The organism is Brenneria sp. L3-3C-1 (genome assembly GCF_016456245.1).
Taxonomy (GTDB): domain Bacteria; phylum Pseudomonadota; class Gammaproteobacteria; order Enterobacterales; family Enterobacteriaceae; genus Brenneria.
In genome coordinates this window covers 139883-161478 of sequence record NZ_JAEMHF010000008.1, presented here as the reverse complement: position 1 = coordinate 161478, position 21596 = coordinate 139883, and the positions used below count along the sequence as shown (strand labels likewise).

Annotated in this window: 17 protein-coding genes; 4 read left to right on the top strand and 13 right to left on the bottom strand. The window is 56.2% G+C overall.

Features of this window, described 5'->3' with window-relative positions:
• Window positions 1–12 precede the first annotated feature (12 nt).
• From JG725_RS15580 to dgt, 7 genes are all read right to left on the bottom strand, one after another.
• Window positions 13–1005: a sulfate/molybdate ABC transporter ATP-binding protein gene (locus JG725_RS15580; RefSeq protein ID WP_199378733.1), complete on the bottom strand. Its 993-nt coding sequence runs from the start codon at window positions 1003–1005 to the stop codon at window positions 13–15.
• Entirely contained in the window at window positions 995–1876 is an 882-nt protein-coding gene (cysW, locus tag JG725_RS15575; protein ID WP_199378731.1) for a sulfate ABC transporter permease subunit CysW, read from the bottom strand. Before cysW ends, JG725_RS15580 begins: the two co-directional genes overlap by 11 nt.
• An 11-nt stretch (window positions 1877–1887) precedes the next feature.
• A complete protein-coding gene (gene cysT, locus JG725_RS15570; protein WP_172290926.1) occupies window positions 1888–2700 on the bottom strand; it encodes a sulfate ABC transporter permease subunit CysT in 813 nt (270 codons plus the stop codon).
• Between the two features lie 108 nt (window positions 2701–2808).
• Entirely contained in the window at window positions 2809–3813 is a 1005-nt protein-coding gene (locus JG725_RS15565; RefSeq protein WP_370541770.1) for a sulfate ABC transporter substrate-binding protein, read from the bottom strand.
• A gap of 329 nt (window positions 3814–4142) precedes the next feature.
• A complete protein-coding gene (locus tag JG725_RS15560) occupies window positions 4143–5300 on the bottom strand; it encodes a CdaR family transcriptional regulator (protein ID WP_172290963.1) in 1158 nt (385 codons plus the stop codon).
• A 176-nt stretch (window positions 5301–5476) separates the two neighbouring features.
• A complete protein-coding gene (gene degP, locus JG725_RS15555) occupies window positions 5477–6919 on the bottom strand; it encodes a serine endoprotease DegP (RefSeq protein ID WP_199378729.1) in 1443 nt (480 codons plus the stop codon).
• A gap of 149 nt (window positions 6920–7068) precedes the next feature.
• Window positions 7069–8580, bottom strand: coding sequence for a dGTPase (gene dgt / locus JG725_RS15550; protein ID WP_172290924.1), 1512 nt, complete (start codon window positions 8578–8580; stop codon window positions 7069–7071).
• Window positions 8581–8699: 119 nt separating this feature from the next.
• Here dgt and mtnN point away from each other — a divergent pair, with 119 nt between their 5' ends.
• Window positions 8700–9401, top strand: coding sequence for a 5'-methylthioadenosine/S-adenosylhomocysteine nucleosidase (gene mtnN, locus JG725_RS15545; protein ID WP_172290923.1), 702 nt, complete (start codon window positions 8700–8702; stop codon window positions 9399–9401).
• Window positions 9402–10220, top strand: coding sequence for a vitamin B12 ABC transporter substrate-binding protein BtuF (gene btuF, locus JG725_RS15540; RefSeq protein WP_172290922.1), 819 nt, complete (start codon window positions 9402–9404; stop codon window positions 10218–10220).
• Window positions 10221–10295: 75 nt separating this feature from the next.
• Here the strand turns inward: btuF and erpA are convergent, their stop codons facing one another.
• Window positions 10296–10640, bottom strand: coding sequence for an iron-sulfur cluster insertion protein ErpA (gene erpA / locus JG725_RS15535; protein ID WP_172290921.1), 345 nt, complete (start codon window positions 10638–10640; stop codon window positions 10296–10298).
• Window positions 10641–10725: 85 nt separating this feature from the next.
• Window positions 10726–10848 carry a hypothetical protein gene (locus JG725_RS20805; protein WP_255556163.1) on the bottom strand — a complete coding sequence of 41 codons (123 nt, stop codon included), beginning with the start codon at window positions 10846–10848 and terminating at the stop codon, window positions 10726–10728.
• A gap of 65 nt (window positions 10849–10913) precedes the next feature.
• On the opposite strand from JG725_RS20805, the gene hemL reads away from it, so the two are divergent.
• Window positions 10914–12194, top strand: coding sequence for a glutamate-1-semialdehyde 2,1-aminomutase (hemL, locus tag JG725_RS15530; RefSeq protein ID WP_172290920.1), 1281 nt, complete (start codon window positions 10914–10916; stop codon window positions 12192–12194).
• 382 nt (window positions 12195–12576) lie between these two features.
• Window positions 12577–14790 (top strand): ferric-rhodotorulic acid/ferric-coprogen receptor FhuE, encoded by a 2214-nt coding sequence (gene fhuE, locus JG725_RS15525; protein WP_233356445.1) that lies wholly within the window; start codon window positions 12577–12579, stop codon window positions 14788–14790.
• Between the two features lie 48 nt (window positions 14791–14838).
• On the opposite strand, the gene fhuB is transcribed toward fhuE, so the two are convergent.
• The 4 genes from fhuB to mrcB form a co-directional block, all read right to left on the bottom strand.
• Window positions 14839–16827: a Fe(3+)-hydroxamate ABC transporter permease FhuB gene (gene fhuB, locus JG725_RS15520; protein ID WP_172290918.1), complete on the bottom strand. Its 1989-nt coding sequence runs from the start codon at window positions 16825–16827 to the stop codon at window positions 14839–14841.
• Window positions 16817–17737, bottom strand: coding sequence for a Fe(3+)-hydroxamate ABC transporter substrate-binding protein FhuD (fhuD, locus tag JG725_RS15515; RefSeq protein ID WP_172290917.1), 921 nt, complete (start codon window positions 17735–17737; stop codon window positions 16817–16819). The genes fhuB and fhuD overlap by 11 nt, the downstream gene beginning before the upstream one ends.
• Before the next feature lie 2 nt (window positions 17738–17739).
• A complete protein-coding gene (gene fhuC / locus JG725_RS15510) occupies window positions 17740–18537 on the bottom strand; it encodes a Fe3+-hydroxamate ABC transporter ATP-binding protein FhuC (RefSeq protein WP_172290916.1) in 798 nt (265 codons plus the stop codon).
• A 570-nt stretch (window positions 18538–19107) separates the two neighbouring features.
• Window positions 19108–21585 carry a bifunctional glycosyl transferase/transpeptidase gene (gene mrcB / locus JG725_RS15505; RefSeq protein WP_199378725.1) on the bottom strand — a complete coding sequence of 826 codons (2478 nt, stop codon included), beginning with the start codon at window positions 21583–21585 and terminating at the stop codon, window positions 19108–19110.
• Window positions 21586–21596 lie beyond the last annotated feature (11 nt).

Here is a 21596-nt window from a genome sequence, read left to right as displayed (position 1 = left end):
TAGCGTTAACGATCAGATTTCCCAATCATGGTTATAGCGCTTGGGCTTGAACTGGATGACATCGCCTTTCTGCAAACCATGCAGACTCAGGTCGTCCTTTGCCACTTCAGCCTCTATCAGCTCCTGCTGATTGCCAATCTTCAATGACAGGCGGGTTAATGCGCCCAGTGGGCGAATATCACGAACGATCACCGGCTGGTAGCCTTCCTGCGCCTGAACGGACAACGCCACTTCATGAGGACGGAACAAAATGGTTTCCTCGGTTTGTTCAATCGTCAGTCGGTTGCTGTCGCCCAGAAAGTGATACACAAACTCGCTGGCCGGGTGATTGTAAACTTCATCGGGCGAACCGATTTGTTCAATCACGCCTTTATTCATCAGCACGATACGATCGGCGACTTCCATCGCCTCTTCCTGATCGTGGGTCACAAACACCGACGTCAGATTGATATCTTCATGCAGTTGAGATAACCAGCGGCGCAGTTCTTTACGCACCTTGGCATCCAGCGCGCCAAAAGGTTCATCCAACAGTAGGATGCTAGGCTCGACAATCAGCGCTCTGGCCAGGGCGATACGCTGGCGCTGACCGCCGGACAGCTGTTCGGGATAGCGATCCGACAGCCAGTCCAATTGAACCAGATTAAGTAATTCATGGACTTTCCGCTCAATGTCACGTTTCGACGGGCGGATATTTTTCGGCTTCATCCGCAGCCCAAACGCCACGTTGTCAAACACCGTCATATGACGGAATAAGGCATAGTGCTGAAAAACGAATCCGACATTACGTTTGCGCACGTCGTGAACCGAGACATCCTCGCCATGAAAAATAATGCTGCCGCTATCCGGCTGTTCCAGACCGGCGATGATGCGCAATAACGTCGTCTTGCCACATCCGGACGGCCCCAGCAACGCCACCAGTTCGCCACTCTGAATCGCCAGATTAATTTCATTCAGGGCCTGAAACTGACCAAATTGTTTATTAATATTGCGGATCTCAATGCTCATTTTTGGTCAACTCCTGTTGTTTCTGTATTTGCTTCGTCAGGCGGCTCTCACTCCACTGGCGTAACAGCAGCACGACCAGCGACATCACCAACAGCAGAATGGCGACGCTAAAAGCAGCGACGATATTGTATTCGTTATAAAGAATTTCGATATGCAGCGGCAGCGTGTTGGTCAAACCGCGAATATGTCCGGAGATAACGGAGACGGCGCCGAATTCCCCCATCGCTCTGGCGGTGCACAGCACCACGCCATAAATCAATGCCCACTTCACGTTAGGCAGCGTGATATGCCAGAACATCTGCCAACCGTTGGCGCCCAACAGTCGGGCGGCCTCTTCTTCCTGCGATCCCTGCTGCTCCATCAGCGGAATCAGTTCACGCGCCACATAGGGCAGCGTGACGAAAATGGTCGCCAGCACAATCCCCGGCACCGCATAAACGATTTCCAGATTATGGGCGGTCAGGAACGGATAGAGTTTACTTTGCGCCCCAAACAGCAGGACATAGACCAAACCGGCCACCACCGGTGAAACGGAAAACGGTAAATCGATTAACGCCAGCAGAAAACTTTTGCCGGGGAATTCAAATTTCGTCACGCACCACGCGGTCGCCAGACCGAAAACAACGTTAAGCGGCACGGAAATCGCCGTTGCCAATAACGTCAGTTTTAATGCGGAAATCGCATCCGGCTCGGTAATCGCCTCCCAGAAAGCGCCAATGCCTTTCTCCAACCCCTGCGTCACCACCATCAGCAGCGGCAAAACCAGAACCAGAAAAAAAACGATCCACGCCAGTGAAACCAGAACGTAATACGTTACTGGGTTTTTCTGGATTTTTTGCTTACCGACCTGAGCGGAAATAACCTGTTCCATGACGACATGCCTTACAGTTTCGGTTGAATGCGGCGCTGCAATAAATTAATTAACAGCAACATGATGAATGAAACCAGCAGCATAAATACGCCAATCCCGGTTGCGCCTTTATAGTCATACTGATCGAGTTTAGAGACGATCAGCAGCGGCAGAATTTCTGTTTTAAACGGAATGTTGCCCGCGATAAACACCACTGAACCGTATTCCCCCACCCCGCGGGCAAACGCCAGGGCGAAACCGGTCAGCCAGGCGGGAAGCAAGGCGGGGATCAGAACATGGCGGAACACTTGCAGCGGACGCGCGCCCAGACAGGCGGCGGCCTCTTCGATTTCTTTCGGAATATCGGCAAGCACCGGCTGCAATGTGCGAACGACGAAAGGCAGGGTGACGAAAATCAACGCCAGCGTGATGCCAATACTGGTATAGGCGATTTTAAACGGAAATAGCGATCCGATCAGGCCGTTTGGCGCATACAACGCCGTCAGCGCAATCCCCGCCACGGCGGTCGGCAATGCAAACGGCATATCGATCATCGCATCAATGATCTTGCGGCCGGGAAAAGTGTAACGGACCAGCACCCACGCCAGCAGCGTTCCCAAAATGCCATTGATCAATGCCGCGGTCAGCGCCGTACCGAAAGATAGCTGGAGCGAGAACAACACCTGTCGGCTGGTGATCAGCTCCCAGAATTGCGCCAAGGTGAGTTGGCTGGCATAAAGAAACATACCGGCCAACGGGATCAGTACAATCAACCCTAAGTAACTCAGGCTAAAACCTAAAGTTAATCCGAAACCGGGAATGACCGAGGAAGAACGTTGTGACATACAGTGCCTTTAATAATCATTGCTCAGGTAGCCTGGCTAATCAAACATTGCCGACGTGATAAAGCCGCTGGATAAACAGCGGCCTGAAAGAATCGGAAGATCGGTTAATTACTTATTGATCTCCTGGAATATTTTGTCGAATACCGCACCATCTTTGAAGAATTGATCCTGTGCGGCCTTCCAACCGCCGAAGTCTTTATCAATGGTGACCAGATTCACTGGCGCAAATTGATCTTTAAATTCTTCAGCAATGTTGGCATTACGCGGACGATAGAAGTTTTTACCGATAATCCGCTGCGCCTCATCACTGTAGAGATATTGCAGATAGGCTTCCGCCTGCTTCTGAGTGCCTTTGCGCTCCACCACTTTATCAACCACGGCAACCGGCGGTTCAGCCAGAATTGACAGCGATGGCGTCACAATTTCCAGTTGATCGCCGCCCTGCTCCTTCAACGACAGATAGGCTTCGTTTTCCCAGGCCAGCAGCACATCGCCCAGTTGACGTTGAACAAAGCTGATCGTCGAGCCACGAGCGCCGGTATCCAGCACCGGCGCATGACGGTACAGTTCGGTGACGAACTTCAGCGCCGTTTCATCATTACCACCGGGTTGCGCTTTGGCATAAGCCCAGGCGGCCAGGAAATTCCAACGCGCGCCGCCAGAAGTTTTCGGGTTTGGCGTAATCACTTCAACGCCCGGTTTCACCAGGTCGTCCCAGTCTTTGATCTGCTTCGGATTACCTTTTCTAACCAGAAAAACGATAGTGGAAGTATAAGGCGTACTGTTATCAGGCAAGCGCGCCTGCCACTTCGGATCGATAATCTGTTGATTCAGATTAAGCGCATCAATATCCCCGGCCAGCGCCAACGTCACCACGTCAGCCTGTAAGCCGTCAATCACCGATCGCGCCTGCTTGCCCGAGCCGCCATGCGAATTCTTGATGGAAATATCCTCACCGGTGGTTTCTTTCCAATGCTTGATAAAAGCGGCGTTATATTGTTGATACAGTTCACGGGTCGGATCGTAAGACACATTCAATAATTCCGTTGCCGCAGAAGCGACGCCAGAAAACAATAGCGTTGCCGTAGCAAGAGACAACCCCAGACGACGTATTGACATCATTATCACTCCCTAAAATTTGACGGTATTTATACAAACGCTTGTGCGCACGGAACAATAGGTTAATGCGTTGCCATTCCTGACATTTTTGAATCAATCCGACTCAAAAAATAGCGATGGATACGACCGGCTGGCGTGATTTGCACACGAATATCAGACCGACAACATGGAAGTGACAATAGAGGATATGAGAAAGGGGCAAAAATACTGTTTCGCGATAATTTATGCTATCGCGTTATATTGTTAATGGTTATGTAATAGTTTTCAATCTAAGTAAGTGAGCTGCGCCGGAACAGCGGCTGTTCCGGCGGCGCGGTGAAAACTTACTCTTCTTCGTCCAGTTGCAAGGCGACGTACAGCAGCAGGCGATCGTCGAAATTCCCCAAATCCAGCCCGGTAAGCTCAGAGATACGATTAAGGCGGTATTCCAGCGTATTGCGATGAATAAACAACGCCTTCGCCGTTGCGCCGGGCTGGACATTGTTACGGAACCAAACGTTCAACGTGCGGCATAGCAGGCCATTACCGTCCATCGCTTTCAGCCGGGTTAGCGGGCGCACCAGTTCGTTCGCCTGCCAGCCGCCCCGCAAGCTGTCCAGTAAAACCGGCAGCATAAGATCCTGATAGTAATAGCAGCGTTGTGCAGGCATCCGTTGCTTGCCGACGCTCATGGTGGTTCGGGCGGTACGGTAGGAACGGGCGATACTGCCGGGGCCTGAAAAGTAGTTTCCCAGCGCCAGACGCACTCGCAAACGGCTGCTTTCCGCCATGCGCGACAGCAGGCTATCCACGCGGCGGCGGTGTTCTTCCGCATCCCAGCGGCCATGACTGTTCAATGCCGGTTTCAGCACCACCATTTCCGTCAGGGAAACAATGGCGATCAGGTTGTCGCGCTCCGGCGTAGTCAGCAGCGTCTGCAACTGCTGCAATTCCGCCATCGCGCTGTCTACGCCAAGCTGACCGCTATCAACCTCGACCACCGCCACTACGCGGGGCTGATTAAGATCGATGCCTAAACGCTGCGCCCACTCCATCAAGGCGGGAGAAAGTTCATCGGTACGAATCAGGTTAAGCACCAGTTCTTCACGCAGGCGGCTATCCTGAGCCAGCATATGCAGCAATCTTGCCTGCTCAAGCATCATTTCCGCCGTCATGCATACCAGTTCGCCGTACTGACGCAGTTGTCCGGGGTTGCCGGTCAGACCGATCACCCCGACAATATCTCCGTCGATACGCAGCGGCAGATTGATGCCGGGGCGAACGCCGTGCAGATGGCGCGCCACCGCTTCATCAATATCGACAACCCGCCCCTGAGACAATGCCAGCAGCGCGCCTTCATGCAATTCCCCCAACCGCTCCTGATCGCCGCTGCCAATAATCTTACCGCGGGCATCCATGACGTTGATATTGCTATCAATAATCTGCATAGTCCGTGCGACAATATCCTGCGCCATTTTGGCATTAAGATGATACGACGCCATTTCCACCTCGAAGAAGTACGACAATCGCACCAGCATAGCGCTGCGTGTTACGCCGCACATTGTGCAAATTCACAAAGAATCAACAGTTCGCTTGAAACTGTGGCAGGCTTCACAAAATGCAGGCAGAAACAGAAAGGTAACCGGGTGCGGCGACACCCGGTTTACATCACATTGAATTATTGCGCCAGCAGATAAAGATTGCTGTCGCCGCGGCGAATATTCAGCGCCAGAACGGCGGGCTTGCCGTCGAGGATTTTACGCAGCTCGCCAAGATTCTGTACCGGCTGCTGGTTTACGCCCAAGATAACATCATCCTTTTTCAGGCCGATTTTCGCCGCCGCGGAACCCGCTTTCACGTTATCGACCTTGACGCCTTTTTGGCCGCCCAGCTGCGTATTGCTTAATTCGGCGCCTTCAATGCCGGAATAAAGATTCCCTGACGCCACCTGCGCCTGGCTGCTCTGCTGCAAGGTGACATCCACCGTTAGCGGTTTGCCGTCGCGCAATAAGCCCAGCGCCACTTTGCTGCCGACAGGCAACGATCCCACTTGCGCCCGTAACGCGGCAAAGCTGCCGATCGCCTTGCCGTTCAGCGTCACAATGACATCGCCCGCTTTAATCCCCGCGGCGGCGGCGGCGGATTGAGGTTGCACCTGGCTGACAAACGCGCCGCGCTGCGCGTCCACCTTCATCGCCTGCGCCAGCTCTGAGTTCAGTTCGGTGCCGAGAATCCCCAGTTCGCCGCGTTTCACCTCGCCGAACTCGATAATCTGCGCCACCAGGCTTTTCACCATATTGCTCGGGATAGCGAAACCGATACCGATATTGCCGCCGTCGGGCGCCAGAATGGCGGTATTTAAACCGATCAGTTCACCGTTCAGGTTAACCAATGCGCCGCCGGAATTCCCCCGGTTGATGGCGGCATCGGTCTGAATAAAGTTTTCATAATTTTCAATATTCAATCCGCTGCGCCCCAGCGCCGACACAATCCCCGAGGTTGCCGTTTCCCCCAGACCGTACGGGTTACCGATCGCCACCGTATAATCGCCGACACGCAACTGATCCGAATCCGCCAGTTTGACCGCCGTTAGATTCTTAAACTCTTTCAGTTGGAGCAGCGCCACATCAGAACGGGGATCTTTGCCAATCGTTTTGGCCTCATATTTACGCCCGTCGTTGAGCCGAACCTGAATCTTGTCGGCGTTGTCCACCACGTGGTTATTGGTGACCACATAGCCTTTTTCAGCATTGATGACTACGCCGGCGCCCAGCGCCTGAAAATTTTGCTGTCTGGAGGGCTGTCCGTCGCCGTCCTCATCGCCGCCGTCCTGACACATCGGCGATCCCTGGAACGGCGAACCTTCCTGGCAGAAAGGTGAATTCTCACCAAAGAAAGGCTGTAGCTGTTGAGGGATCGTCTCATTGCTCACGCTGGTATGCCCTTCCACATAGATGCTGACCACCGAAGGCATGACTTTTTCCAGCATCGGCGCCAGGCTGGGAAGCGGGTTCGATGCAACCGGGGATGCGGCGGGTTCCGCCGCATTCGCGCCGAGCGGCCCCATTGCCATCGCCAGGCTTAACGTCAGCGCGCTTAAAACTAATGATTTTCTTTTCATGGGAATAGTGTTTCCATCGTAATCAACAGGCAAGTCCCGCGACCTTTATACAGTGGTCGTATTGCATCAGATAAATATGAAGCAACAAAGTTCATCAGTGGAAGCTGCTGAAGCGTAAGAAAATATTGAGCCTGTTTACAAAATTCTTTCTATTCCGCCGCCATCAGTCTCCGATATTCATCATAGGCATAAAGATCGGTCATGCCGCTGATATAGTCCTGAATTAAGCGGGCGCGGTAATAATACTCGCGAACTTCCTGTTCTTCCGGGGATAACGTTTGCAGATTCTCAACGGCCTCACGGTAAGCCAGGCAATGTTTGCGGGATAATTTATGATACAACCGCGTTTCTATCGGGTAGCGCCGGTGGGTATCTTCCGTCACCAACCGGCTGAAATCTTCATACGACATATCGAGCAGCGGGCTGTAAATATCCAGCAGTCCGCGGATAACCCGGTATCCCTGAAGTTCAAGCTGTTCCACTTCGTGATGATTGAATACGTGTTTCAGCGCCACACGTTTAAAGATTTTCAGTAAACGATTCTGTTCGCTCTCATCCTCCAGCAACGCCTGATTAAACTCGCCGGTGTAAATTTTCGGCAAATTATCAATAAAGCGCTGCGAGGCATGCGGCACCAGTTTGGCTACCGTGTTAACCCGCAGGTTCATGAAAAATTGATCGTTGGAGCCGCGCCATTGATGATGATTTTTATTATCAAACGCCCGGCCAACGGTTTTGGCGAATAAATCGCCGGCAAGCGTTTCCCCCCAAGCTTCCTGCAAGCGCTCATAGAGTTGTTCTACGGTGAGAATATCTTTCTCGACCGCATCTTCCAGATCCGCAATGCAATAAGAAATATCGTCTGCCGCTTCCATAATATAAGTCAGCGGATGGCGATGAAATTCCCCCATTGACAAGGCTTCGCGCAGGGTGGTGACAAAGGCTTCTTCAGCCAGATAATAACCCGGCTTTTTCATCAGGTAGTCGTACTGCGCGGGCACGCCGCCGCGCCAATAGGCCGGCCGGGTATATTTTAAGATACAGCCGACCTGTCCGTAGGTCAGATTCAGCTTAAGCAGGGTATGCACCATACGAATGGCCTGCGCATTGCCTTCGAAATGGCTTAAATCCTGACGAATACGCCAGCGCAATTCATCCAGATCGTCGTTTTTACGCTGTAAAAAACCGACCCGGCAACGATCTTCGCTTATCGCCTCATCCTCCAGATGCGCGACGTCCAGTAACTGCCCGAACCAGTTATTGATCGCCGACTCGCCAAAATGGCCGAACGGGGGATTGCCGATGTCATGCATCAGGCACGCCATTTCCACCATGCTTTCAAAAGGCGTTTGCCATTGGTCCAACCCCAGCGCCTCCAGCCGGTTATCCCGCTTCAGGCGATCCAGGATATCTTTGGCGATATAACGCCCGACCTGCTGAACTTCCATCGAATGGGTCAGGCGCGAACGTACCGCCGCATTACGCTCCAGCGGAAAGACCTGCGTTTTTTGCTGTAGACGGCGAATGGCGGCGGAGTTGATGATGCGTCCGCGATCGCTTTCGAACTGGCGAACAATGGCATATTCATTCTCGGCAGTAATCGTCTTACTGCTGAGAGGCCGCTGAAAACTCATCTTTTTCGCAAAATCGATATCAGACATAAAATTCTCCATTGAATGCCGCCGTAAGCTTCTCACCGTCTCCATTTAACCCCGTTAGCCATGATAGACTAGCTGGCGCTATACTCGTGCCATTTATCACAAAATTTGTGGGGAACCTTATGAAAGTCGGCATTATCGGCGCTATGGAACAAGAAGTTACCTTACTGCGCGATCGGATCGAAAACCGTCAAACCTTCCAGCGCGCAGGTTGTGAAATCTACAGCGGTCGGTTGAACGGGGTCGACGTCGCATTGCTGAAGTCCGGCATAGGTAAAGTTTCCGCCGCGCTGGGAACCACCTTATTGTTGGAACACGGCCAGCCGGACGTGGTGATCAACACCGGTTCCGCCGGCGGGCTGACCGCCACGCTCAAGGTCGGCGATATTGTCATTTCCGATGAAGTACGCTATCACGACGCCGATGTCACCGCCTTTGGCTATGAGCCGGGTCAGATGGCCGGCTGCCCGGCGGCTTTCACCGCCGATGAGGGATTAATTACGCTGGCGCAGGAGGCGATTGCCAAACTTCAGTTGAATGCGGTGCGGGGGTTGGTGGTCAGCGGCGATGCGTTTATCAACGGCGCGGAGCCGCTGGCTCGTATTCGTCGCACCTTTCCGCAGGCTATCGCAGTAGAAATGGAAGCCACCGCCATTGCGCACGTCTGCCATCAGTTTGCCGTGCCTTTCGTCATTGTGCGGGCGATTTCCGACGTTGCCGACCAGGAATCCCACCTGAGTTTTGATGAATTTCTGGCGCTTGCCGCCCAGCAGTCCACCCGCATGGTGGAAACCATGTTGCAGGCGCTGGCTGAACGCCGGTAAATGAAATCGCCGATCCTCGGCCTGCTCGGGCTACTGCTATTTTCGGCGATCGCCGCGGCCAACGCGGTGCCGCAGCGCGTCATCAGCCTGGCGCCGCATGCCACGGAAATGGCCTACGCCGCCGGTATGGGGGGGCAGATGGCGGCGGTCAGCGCCTGGTCCGACTATCCGCCGCAGGCCAAAGAACTGGAGCGGGTCGCCTCCTGGCAGGGAATTAACCTTGAGCGGATCCTCGCGCTACGGCCCGATCTTATTCTGGCCTGGCGCGAAGGCAATCCGCAAAGGCCGCTGGAACAGCTGATCAATTTTGGCATCCCGGTGGTTTATCTGGATCCCAAAACGCTTGACGATATTCCCGACGCTTTGACGCATCTGGCGCAATACAGTTCCCATCCTGAACAGGCGCAACATGCCGCCGCCGCGCTTCGTCGGCAGTTGGCCGAATTACGGCGGCAATATACAAACCAGCAACCGCTGCGGGTTTTCATGCAGTTTGGTTCCCAGCCGTTGTTCACCTCCGCCAAAGGCACGTTGCAAAGTCAGGTCGTCTCACTGTGCGGCGCGCAGAATATTTTCAGCGACAGCCCGGCGCCGTGGCCTCAGGTCAGCCGGGAACAGGTGCTGATGCGCAAACCGCAGGCCATTATCATCAGTGGTTCGCCCGACGCCATCGCCAGTACGCAGGCTTTTTGGCGTCCTCAACTGTCGGCGCCGGTGATTGCGGTTAATGAAGACTGGTTTAATCGCAGCGGCCCCCGTTTGTTGCTGGCGGCGCAACAAATTTGCCGGCAATTGGCCGAATTGAAACAAACGGATTAGCGCCAAAAAATCAAAAACCCGCGCAGTCATTCCGATTGCACGGGTTTTAAGGTTTCCTGGCCGATGAAGGCGCGATCAGATGCTGAAAGAAGAACCACAGCCACAGGTTGTTTTGGCATTCGGGTTGGTCACGATAAAACGCGAACCTTCCAGCCCTTCGGTGTAATCGACCGAACCGCCCACCAGATATTGCAGGCTCATCGGGTCAACCACCAACGCAACGCCCTGCTTCTCGATGGTCATATCGCCTTCATTGATCTGGTCGTCAAACGTAAAGCCGTACTGGAAGCCGCTGCACCCCCCTCCGGTGATATAAACCCGCAGTTTCAGCTCTGGGTTTTCTTCATCAGCCACCAGGAGTTTCACTTTTTTCGCCGCCGCATCAGTAAATTGCAGGGGCAATGCCATATCGTCGCTCATCTCTTTACTCCCAACTCAATGCTTATCGGGTGATATACATGCTCACCCAATCATACGCTTATTATCCAATAGCGGGTTAAAACGTTCAAGATTTGACATCGGTGGACGAATTAATCGCCATATTATGCAGCCGGCGCGCCGCTTCCGCCATGCTTTCGATCCCCGACGCGCCGGGTTTTCCGGCACGATGGCAGCACAATGATTTCATAACGCGGGTCAGTTTATTAGAATAGCCTTACTTTCCACGATAAACGTAACGTCAGGACCCTCTTAATGAACAAATCTGAAAGTCTGTATGCGGCGGCGCAGCAACTCATTCCAGGCGGCGTCAATTCGCCGGTCCGTGCGTTTAACGGCGTTGGCGGCGTTCCTCTGTTTATCGAACGGGCGGACGGCGCCTATCTTTACGATGCCGATGGCAAATCCTACATCGACTACGTTGGCTCCTGGGGACCGATGGTGCTGGGGCATAACCATCCGGCCATTCGTCAGGCGGTGATCGCGGCGGCGGAACGTGGATTGAGCTTTGGCGCGCCGACGGAAATGGAAGTGCGGATGGCGCGGCTGGTGACGTCGCTGGTGCCGACCATCGACATGGTTCGCATGGTCAACTCCGGTACAGAGGCGACCATGAGCGCGATCCGTCTGGCGCGCGGTTTTACCGGGCGCGATAAAATCATCAAATTCGAAGGCTGCTACCACGGACACGCCGACTGCCTGCTGGTGAAAGCCGGCTCCGGCGCGTTAACGCTGGGGCAACCGAACTCCCCGGGCGTACCGGCGGATTTCGCCCGCCATACCCTGACCTGCACCTATAACGACCTGAGCTCCGTACGCGCCGCGTTTGAGCAATATCCTCAGGATATCGCCGCCATTATTGTGGAGCCGGTCGCCGGTAATATGAACTGCGTTCCGCCGTTACCCGAGTTTTTACCCGGATTACGCGCGCTGTGCGATGAATTCGGCGCGCTATTGATTATCGATGAAGTGATGACCGGCTTTCGCGTCGCCCTCGCCGGCGCACAGGCGCACTACGGGGTGGTGCCTGATTTAACCTGTCTGGGGAAAATCATCGGCGGCGGCATGCCGGTCGGGGCGTTTGGCGGCCGACGCGAAGTGATGCAGGCGCTGGCGCCGACCGGGCCGGTTTATCAGGCCGGGACGTTGTCCGGCAACCCGATCGCCATGGCCGCGGGTTTCGCCTGCCTTACGGAAGTCGCCAAACCCGGCGTTCATCAAACGCTGACCGAACTAACGCAGCAGCTGGCGGCGGGGCTGCTGGCGGCGGCCAAAGCGGAACATATCCCGCTGGTGGTGAATCAGGCAGGCGGCATGTTCGGCCTGTTCTTTACCGAGGCGAATAGCGTTACCTGCTATCAGGACGTGATGACGAGCGACGTAGAACGCTTCAAGCGCTTCTTCCACATGATGCTGGAAGAAGGCGTCTATCTGGCCCCTTCCGCCTTTGAAGCCGGCTTTATGTCGCTGGCGCATACCCCGCAGGATATCGAACGCACGATAGAAGCCGCGCAGTTCTGCTTTGCCCGGTTGTAACCGCCGACCAAGCCACTGCGTTTCTTAAGCCGCGCCCGATCATCAACATGATAGGGCGCGCGCATCTCTGACTGACCCACGCTATTTCCCTGCCGCCGAGCGGAAAGCCGATCGCGCCCCCCGCGCCGTTAACCACCGCTCGGCCGCTGTCTGTATCCACAACAAGCAAACCGCGATTTCTTGTCTTTTTTTGCCCCATTGGTGAGCGCTTACGTTTATTTACAATAATACTTATAATGAGTATTATTCGCATTCAAATTATTAACTACATCACACTCATTGCTCGCCCCAATACCGCCGCGCCGGTCTGGAATCAGGCCTAGCGGTACGCTGGTTTTAAAATATTCAGTAAAAAACAATAACTTTATCATAAGGAATGCCCATGTATTCACAGACCGTACCGGTGAGGGAAAACCGGCGTATTGACAACGCCGCATTTAGCGGACCAGAAAGCAAATACGCGCTTTCCCTTATCGCTATCTTAATCGCTTCGGCCTTGACCGCCCCTGACGTTCTGGCCGCCGATGAGAGCGCGAATGTCGGGGATACTCTGGTCGTCAGCGCCAGTCCGGGCAACGACGCGGTCGACAGCGATACGGACTACAGCGTCAAAACCACCAGCGCCGGCACGGGGCTGTCGCTAACCCCGCGCGATATTCCGCAATCGGTCAGCGTGATAACCAAACAGCGCATTCAGGATCAGAATCTACAGAGCATCGGGGAGGTATTACAAAATACCACCGGCATTGCCACCCAGGTGATCGACAGTGAGCGCACCAGCTTTTATTCGCGCGGATTCTACATTAACAACTATCAGTTTGACGGTATTCCCACCACCATGACCGAAGCATGGAACTTCGGCGACGCGGGTTCAGACACCGCCATTTATGATCGCATCGAAGTCGTGCGCGGCGCGACGGGGTTGTTAACCGGCGCCGGCAACCCCTCCGCATCGGTTAATATGGTGCGCAAACATGCCGACAGCCGCGAGTTTATCGGTTCGGTATCGGGCAGCTATGGCAGTTGGGACAATCAACGCTACGTCGCGGATTTGTCCGCCCCGCTTAGCCAGTCCGGAGACGTACGCGGCCGCGTTATCGCCGGCTATCAGGATAATGACTCTTTCCTTGACCGCTACCACTACCGGAAAAAATTCCTTTACGGCGTGATCGATGCCGATCTGTCCGCCAATACCACGCTGTCGCTGGGTTATGATTACCAGCAAAGCACTCCTACTTCAGTAACCTGGGGCGGCATGCCCAACTGGTACAGCGACGGCAGCCGCACCCGTCTGGATCGCGGATTCAACGTGGCGCCGAACTGGAGCCATCACTATGTCGACACCACCAAAGTGTTTGCCAATCTCAACCATCAGTTTGATAACGGCTGGGAAATCCGCAGCGCCGCCACCCATGCGGAAACCGACTTCGACAGCAAGCTGATGTTCATCGGCGGCCTCCCCGATAAAACCACCGGTCTGGGCACCTCTGGCTACGGCGGCTGGTATATCGGCACGCGCAAACTGGATGCCATCGACACGCTGGTTCGCGGGCCGTTTGAACTGCTGGGCCGCCAGCATGAACTGGTGAGCGGCGTCAGTTACAGCCGGCAGACCAATAACTATCGCTACGCCACGGTTCCCGTTGTGGATATTGGCAATTTTAACAACTGGAACGGCGTTACCTCCGATCTTAGCTGGCCTGACTTCGCCGATTATTCGGACGAGACCGTGCATCAAAAAGCGCTCTATACCGCCGCCCGCTTCTCGCTGGCCGACCCGCTGGCGCTCATCGTCGGCGCGCGTTACACCGACTGGCGCAGCACCGCCAAAAATTACTGGAGTACCCCCGCGACCACCTCAGTGCGTAATCAGGATAACATCACGCCTTACGGCGGCCTGATCTATGACATCAATGACGTCTGGTCGACCTATGTGAGCTACACCGAAATCTTTATGCCGCAGGACTATAAAGATCGCAACGGCAGCTACCTCGATCCGATAGTGGGGAAAAATTATGAAACCGGCCTGAAAGCGGCCTGGTATGACGGCCGGTTGACCGCCTCCTTTTCGGTATTTCGCATCGAGCAGGATAACGTCGCCCAGCCCGACGGCAGTTTGTTTGTGCCCGGCACGTCCCAGCAGGCGTATTACGGCGCGCAAGGCACGGTCAGCAAAGGCTTCGACGTCGAGTTGAACGGCGCCGTGACCGACAATCTGCAACTCACCCTCGGCGGCTCGCACTATACCGCCGTCGATCAGGACAATACGGCGGTAAACTCCCACTTACCCCGGACGCAGTTGAAGCTGTTTACCCGCTATCAGCTACCTACGTTGCCGGAACTGACGGTGGGCGGCGGCGTCAACTGGCAGAGTCATACCTATGCGGATGTCACCGGCCCCCAGGGCGAAACCCGCGTCACCCAGGGAAGCTATTCGCTGGTGAGTCTGTTTGGCCGTTATCAGGTCACGCCTCAGTTCTCCGTACAGGCCAACATCAACAACCTGCTGGATAAGACCTACTACAGCTACCTGAACAGTTATAGCGTTTACGGCGCGCCGCGCAGCGTCTCGGTGGCGGTCAACTACACATTCTGACCGACGATCGTTTCGACAACCCGCCGCAGCCCCACGATGTGGGGCTGCTTATCTCACCTGCTTGCGCAGCAGATAAACAAAATACGGCGCGCCGATAAAGGTCGCCAGCAGCCCGGCCGGGATCTGATTCGGGAACAGCATCATGCGCCCGCACCAGTCGGCCAACACCATCAGCAATCCGCCGATCAACGCCGAACAGCACAGTTGCGGCATCACGCGGCTAAAACCCATCAGGCGCGCCAGATGCGGCGCCATCAACCCCACAAAGCTCATCGGCCCCACCATCAGCGTAGCCATGGCGGTCAGCACCGAAGCCAACAGCAGCACCAGCAGACGCACCGGCGTGACGGCCATTCCAAGCCCGCGCGCCGTCGCGGCGCCTAACGGCAAAATACGTAACCAGCGCTGACACAGCGGCACCATCAGCAACAATAAGGCGGCGATAACCGCCGTTCGCAGCGCATCCGTCGCTTCGACGGCATAGGTTGACCCGGACAACCAGGTCAGCACGCTTCCCATGCGCGGATCGCCGCTGGCCAACAGCAGGGTAATCACGGTGGTGAACGCCGTACTCAATGCGATACCCGCCAACAGCATGCGCTGGGTGGAAAACCCGCCGCGTCCGGCGACGATAACTATCGTCAACAGCGTCGCCGCCGCGCCCGCGCTTCCGGCGGGGATCAACCACACAAACGCATTGCCGGGCACCAGGAACATCAGCAGGATCACCCCGAACGACGCGCCGGAGCTGATCCCCAGCACTTCCGGGCTGCCCATCGGGTTACCGGTCAGTTTCTGTATCAGCGTGCCGGCCACCGCCAGCATCACCCCGGCGGTCAGCGCCGCCAGCACCCGCGGCCAGCGCCACGGCAATAGCTGGGTTGACAGATCGCCGCTGCTCCACTGCCAGCCCTGGGCGTTTTTCCCCAGCAGCAGCGCCGTTAACACTACCGCGGCAAGCAACAGACTGCCCCCCAACAGCCACAGGCCCCATTGACGGCGTTCCGTCGTCTGCGCGCCGGCACGATCCGTCATCGAAGCCGGCCCGCTGGCGCGCAGGCGCGGCAGCAGCCACAGCAGCAGCGGCGCGCCAATCAGGGCGGTCGCCGCGCCCGTCGGCACCTCGCGCCATACGCCGGTCAGCCAGATCACGATCTGATCGGTCACGCCGAGCAATAGCGCGCCCAACAGCGGGGCCAGCCAAAGTCGATGCAGTAATCGCCTGGCGCCCAGCATTTTCGCCAACAGCGGGGCAAACAGACCGATAAAGCCGATAATGCCGGTCGCATTGACCAGTTGGGCGCTGAGGAAAACCGCCAGCCCGAGGGCGCCCAACCGCGCCAGCGATAGTCCTAAGCCCAAATTACGCGCGACGCCGTCGTCCAGCCCCAGCAACGTCAGCGGACGCAGCAGTAATAACGCCAGACAGAAACACGCCAGCAGCCGGGGGAGGACAAACCACACGTTCCGCCAGTCCTGCTGATTCAGCGCGCCGCTGCTCCACAGAAACATATTCTGAAGCTGGTCGTGGTGAAACAACGCCAGCAGTTGGTTGACCGCGCCGCAGTAAAAGCTCAGCACCAGCCCGGCCAGTATCAGCGTAACCGGTGATAATCGCTTGCCCCAGGCAACGCCGAACACCAGCGCGCCGACCAGTAACGCGCCGATCATCGCGGCGATTTGCTGGATAAACGCGCCGCCGGGCAGCGCCGCCAGCGTCGCCACCGTGATGCCCAACTGGGCGCCCGTGGCGATCCCCAGCGTCGACGATTCCGCCAGCGGATTACGCAATACCTGCTGGAACAGCACGCCGCACAGCCCCAACCCGGCCCCCACCAGCAGAGCCAGCGCCATCCGCGGCAACAGACTATAGTGGAACAGAAGTTGCCGAATATCGTCGGTGGACGGCTGCCATAGCCCCTGTGACCATAACGCCACCGGCAATTGCCGCTGCAAATTGTAGCCGCCCATCCCCAGCGTCAACGCCAACAGCAGTCCAATCAGCAGGATAGGCAGCATTCGATGCTTAACCGACATGACGCCGCGCCTCCAATGCCTGTTCCAGCACGCGGCAAAAACGCATCGCCGCCAGCGTGCCGCCATAAACCCATACCGCGGGCACCCGCTGCCAACGCCGCTGCCGCACAAACGGTATTGCCTGCCATAGCGGGCTGGCGGAGACCTGTCGCGTAATCGCATCATTGCCGTGATCGAAACAAAGCGCGTGAGCATCATTAATTTCGGTCAGACGCTCGATGCCGACGATGGCGCTGCCCCAAAAACTGGTTTCTCCGCGCCAGGCATTTTCAATCCCGAGTTCATCCATCACCTGCTGAAATAAACTGTTTTTGCCCAACACCAGCGCGTGACGCGCATCCAGCAGGGAAAACAACAGCAGAGGACGTTGGGTATAGGGCTGCAAGCGTGTTTTTGCCTGCTGCATAAATGCCGCAAGCTGTTGCAAATGCCGCTCGGCCGCTTCAGGTATGCCCAGCGCCCTCGCCAGCGTCACGACCGATCCCTGCGCGATGGTCAGCGGTTTGCCATGCTGGTCATTAAAATCGAACCCCAGAATCGGCGCGATGCGCTTAATTTTATCCTCCGACGGGCCGTAGCCTTTGGAATACAGAATCAGCGAGGGTTGAAGCTCGGCCAGCAGTTCCAGGTTCGGCTCCGTACGCAAGCCGACATCAATGACCTGTTGCGGCAAAACAGGTTCCTCCACCCACAGGCGGTAATTATAGATATCCGCCACGGCCAGCGGCGTGACGCCCAGCGCCATCATGATCTCAACCGACAGCCATTCCAGCGCCACGATACGCTGCGTATCGGGATAAACGCCCCCCCGACCGAATGAGGAATAGAATAGCGGCGATAGCATCAGCGCCGTCAGCAAACGGCGGCGTTTCCGATCCGGGGGATCAACAGAAAGAAATAAGTCAGACATGGTCAGCAAACAAAACTTACCGGCGCGCCACCGCCGGGATGAGGCAGTATCCCCATGGGAATTCCGTAAATATTTTCCAGCACCGGGCCGTTCATCAGCGCCAGCGGATCGCCTTGCGCAATCATTTCACCGCCGCGCAATGCCACTAAATAATCGCAATAACGGGCCGCCATATTGATGTCGTGTAAAACGGCGATCACCGTCAGGCCGCGCTGCCGGCTCATGCGCTGGATCAACGCCAGAACCTCAACCTGGTGGGCAATGTCCAGCGCGGAGGTCGGTTCATCCAATAGCAGACAACGGCTGTCCTGCGCCACCGTCATCGCCAGCCAGGCCCGTTGCCGTTCGCCGCCGGACAGACTGTCCACCAGACGGTTGGCAAAGGCTTTCAGCCCCACCAGCATAATCGCCTCGTCGACCTTTTCCCGATCGGCGCTGCCGAAACGCCCCAACGCGCCGTGCCACGGATAGCGCCCCACCGCGACCAATTCGCGCACGGTCATGCCTTCCGCGGCGGGCAACTGTTGGGGTAAGTAAGCGACCTGACGGGCAAAGGATTTGCTGTCCCAGTCGTTGACGGAGCGTTCGCCCAACCAGGCCGAACCGCTGCTGGCCGCCTGATGGCGACCAAGAATTTTCAACAGCGTGGATTTCCCGGAGCCATTGTGTCCAATCAAACCGCAGACTTTTCCCACCGGGAAAGTCAGGGACAGCGGGTGAAGCAGCGTACGGCCGGCGATGGAAAAGCTGACTTTATCCAGCCTGAACGTAGTATCTGGCAGTGCATGTTGGTTTCGCATAACGTTTTGAGCTTTACCGCCGACCTGGAATCAAGGTGGTTAATGGTTATCAAACTAAAAGACAATGATAATAATTATTATAAAGATTGCATAATAGGCGTAACGGAATACGCTCCGCAAGGAATTTACACTGCCGGAAATCAACGATGAAGACGCAAAAACGCCAGAGACAAGGCGAAAAAGATCCCCCGGCGACGCGCTGTCTCTTAGTCACAAATTTACTGATAACGGTATATGTAGGTTCAGTGTTATTTCGTGCGCGAAAAGAAAGGTATTTTCATGCTACGTCGTAGCACGCGCCCGACGCAGGGCAGCTCAAGCGCCGCCGCCCTGCGAACCCAGGCTTCCGGCTAAATTATGCCGCTGACGCGGTGCCTTCGTCGGCATCAGGCTTAACGGACCGCTTGCGACACGTTCCCGACGTGGCGCAAGCTTTCGCCGCATCCATGCGGCTCATCCTAAGCCTGCCGCCTCCTCAGCATAATTTCTTACGCCGGGTAACGGCAAAACCCATCATGATGCCCTGCATTTGTATAAGAGACAGGGCGGCGCGGGGGCCGGAAGAAAAAATTATTGGCCGAACATTTCCCTGATCCAATCCGCGACGCCCTCGCCATTTTGCTGCGCTGGCTGCGCCGTCTGCGGCTGGCTGGCCTGACACAGCGCCTGCGGATTATCCGTCCATACCGGTAAAACCCGTCCGCCGCCGCTGCCGTTACACAGGAAATTGCCGCCGCCGTCGACCGTCATGGTGGCGATCCCTTCCGGCGGCGTCAGCATCAACGGCAGCGGCGTCTGGTTTTCCAGATAGCGGCGATAAATGGTCAACGCACCGTTCGCGCCGGTCAGCTTTGCCGGCCCGTTGTTATCCCGCCCGACCCAACTGATCGCCACTTCTTTACCATCTATCCCGGCAAACCAGCTATCGCGCAGATCGTTGGTAGTACCGGTTTTCGCCGCCAGATGATAATTCGGGAACTTGACCGCCAGAGAACGTGAGGTGCCGCGCGCCACCACCTGTTGCATACCGTACAGCGTCAGATAAGCCGCCTGCGCGGGAACCGCACGTTCGGCCTGGGGGAAACTCTGATACAGCACATTACCGTCTTCCGCAATAACCGAGCGCAACGAGGACAATGGCGCCCGGTTTCCGCCGCTGGCAATGGTCTGATATTCCTGCGCCACTTCCATCGGCGTCAGGCTGATCGCCCCCAGCAGCATCGAAGGAACCGGTTCAATCACATTCTCGGGGATCCCCAGCCGTTTCAGCGTGGCGGTAACCTGATCCAGCCCCACCGCCATCCCCAGATTCACCGTTGGCACGTTGAGTGAATTCGCCAGCGCGTCAACCAGCATCACGCGCCCGCGGAATTGGCGATCGTAGTTTTTCGGCTGCCACAATTGGCCGTTGGGCTGCCTTAGCGACAACGGTTCATCCGCCAGCCAGGTATTCAGCCGATAGGCATCGGGCTGACTCAGCGCCGCTAGATAGGTGGGGGGTTTCGCCAACGAACCAACCGGCCGACGCGCCTGCAAGGCGCGGTTGAAGCCGGCGTATTGCGTCTGTGATCCCCCGACCATCGCCCGGATCTCGCCGCTGAAACGATCGACGATCACCATCGCGGTTTCCAGATCGTTAACGCCCCGCGCGGCCCTCAAGGCCGGGATCCCCTCTTCCACCGCTTTTTCCGCCGCATCCTGCGATACCGGGTCAAGCGTGGTGAACACCTTCACCCCCGACAGATCGCTGACTTTATCCCCCAGCCGCTGCTGTAATTCCTGACGAACCAGTTGCATAAACGCCGGCTGGGGACTGATGACGCCGCCTTTCGGCTGCACGCCCAGCGGCCGCGCGCTCAGCATGTTATACAGTTCGACATCGATCACCTGCTGATTCTGAAGCAGGCGCAATACCAGATTACGGCGTTCCAGCGTGATTTTAGGATTACGCCACGGATTATACAGCGACGCCCCTTTCACCATTCCGACCAGCAGCGCCTGTTGATCGAGACTCAGCTCATTCACCGGACGGCCAAAATAGTAAAGACTGGCCAGCGGGAACCCGCGGATCTGATCGCTGCCGCTCTGACCGAGGTACACTTCGTTAAGATACAGCTCCAGAATACGATCCTTGCTATAGCGATAATCCATGATCAACGCCATATAGGCTTCGTTAGCCTTACGCCACAGGGAGCGCTCATTGGTCAGGAACAGGTTTTTCACCAGCTGTTGCGTCAGGGTGCTCCCGCCCTGCACCGCCCGACCGGCGGTGATATTGGCTAAAAACGCGCGGCCGATGGAATACAGGCTGATGCCGTCATGCTCATAGAAATGACGATCTTCGGTGGCGATGAGCGTGTCCACCAGCAAATCGGGAAACCCGGCGCGCTGCACGAACAGGCGCTGTTCGCCATTCGGCGACTGCATCATGGTGATAAGTTTCGGATCGAGACGGAAGAAACCGAAATTGCGCTGGTTATCCAGATTCTGGATCTGCGACAGACGATCGTTGCTGAACGTCAGACGGGCGCGGATCTGCCCCTCTTTGCCGTCAGGAAAATCGAACGGACGGCGCAGCATTTCAATGTTGTTGCCGCGTACGCTGAATTCGCCGGGACGGGTGATCCGGGTCACCTGGCGATATTGCATGCCTTCCAGCAGGCCAATCATCTCTTTCTGGTTATACGGCATCCCAGGCTCAAGATTAACCATGCGTCCGTACACCGCCGCCGGCAACTGCCACACCTTGCCTTCAATACGGCTGCGGATCTGGCTGTCGAGGTACACGCCGTAGATCGCCATCAATACGGCGAACACCAGGAACAATTTGATGAATAGCCCCAGCCAGCGCCGTTTGTTACGCGGTTTTCGCGTCATCGTGTCCTCATCATCATAACCATCGTCGTCGTCATCAAAGCCATCCTGATAATCTTCGTAATCATCATCATAGTCGTCATCCCTGCGACGCCGTATCGCCTGCTTGCGAGCAGGTTTACGTCCCGACGCTTTCCCCTTGCGTCCAATCGGTTCGCGGTCATCCCGAGACATTGCTGTTACTT

Coding starts and splice junctions, on each gene's coding strand:
- JG725_RS15580 (WP_199378733.1), bottom strand. CDS start 1,005: ATGAGCATTGAGATCCGCAATATTAATAAACAATTTGGTCAGTTTCAG.
- cysW (WP_199378731.1), bottom strand. CDS start 1,876: ATGGAACAGGTTATTTCCGCTCAGGTCGGTAAGCAAAAAATCCAGAAA.
- cysT (WP_172290926.1), bottom strand. CDS start 2,700: ATGTCACAACGTTCTTCCTCGGTCATTCCCGGTTTCGGATTAACTTTA.
- JG725_RS15560 (WP_172290963.1), bottom strand. CDS start 5,300: ATGGCGTCGTATCATCTTAATGCCAAAATGGCGCAGGATATTGTCGCA.
- degP (WP_199378729.1), bottom strand. CDS start 6,919: ATGAAAAGAAAATCATTAGTTTTAAGCGCGCTGACGTTAAGCCTGGCG.
- dgt (WP_172290924.1), bottom strand. CDS start 8,580: ATGTCTGATATCGATTTTGCGAAAAAGATGAGTTTTCAGCGGCCTCTC.
- mtnN (WP_172290923.1), top strand. CDS start 8,700: ATGAAAGTCGGCATTATCGGCGCTATGGAACAAGAAGTTACCTTACTG.
- btuF (WP_172290922.1), top strand. CDS start 9,402: ATGAAATCGCCGATCCTCGGCCTGCTCGGGCTACTGCTATTTTCGGCG.
- erpA (WP_172290921.1), bottom strand. CDS start 10,640: ATGAGCGACGATATGGCATTGCCCCTGCAATTTACTGATGCGGCGGCG.
- JG725_RS20805 (WP_255556163.1), bottom strand. CDS start 10,848: ATGAAATCATTGTGCTGCCATCGTGCCGGAAAACCCGGCGCGTCGGGG.
- hemL (WP_172290920.1), top strand. CDS start 10,914: ATGAACAAATCTGAAAGTCTGTATGCGGCGGCGCAGCAACTCATTCCA.
- fhuE (WP_233356445.1), top strand. CDS start 12,577: ATGTATTCACAGACCGTACCGGTGAGGGAAAACCGGCGTATTGACAAC.
- fhuB (WP_172290918.1), bottom strand. CDS start 16,827: ATGTCGGTTAAGCATCGAATGCTGCCTATCCTGCTGATTGGACTGCTG.
- fhuD (WP_172290917.1), bottom strand. CDS start 17,737: ATGTCTGACTTATTTCTTTCTGTTGATCCCCCGGATCGGAAACGCCGC.
- fhuC (WP_172290916.1), bottom strand. CDS start 18,537: ATGCGAAACCAACATGCACTGCCAGATACTACGTTCAGGCTGGATAAA.
- mrcB (WP_199378725.1), bottom strand. CDS start 21,585: ATGTCTCGGGATGACCGCGAACCGATTGGACGCAAGGGGAAAGCGTCG.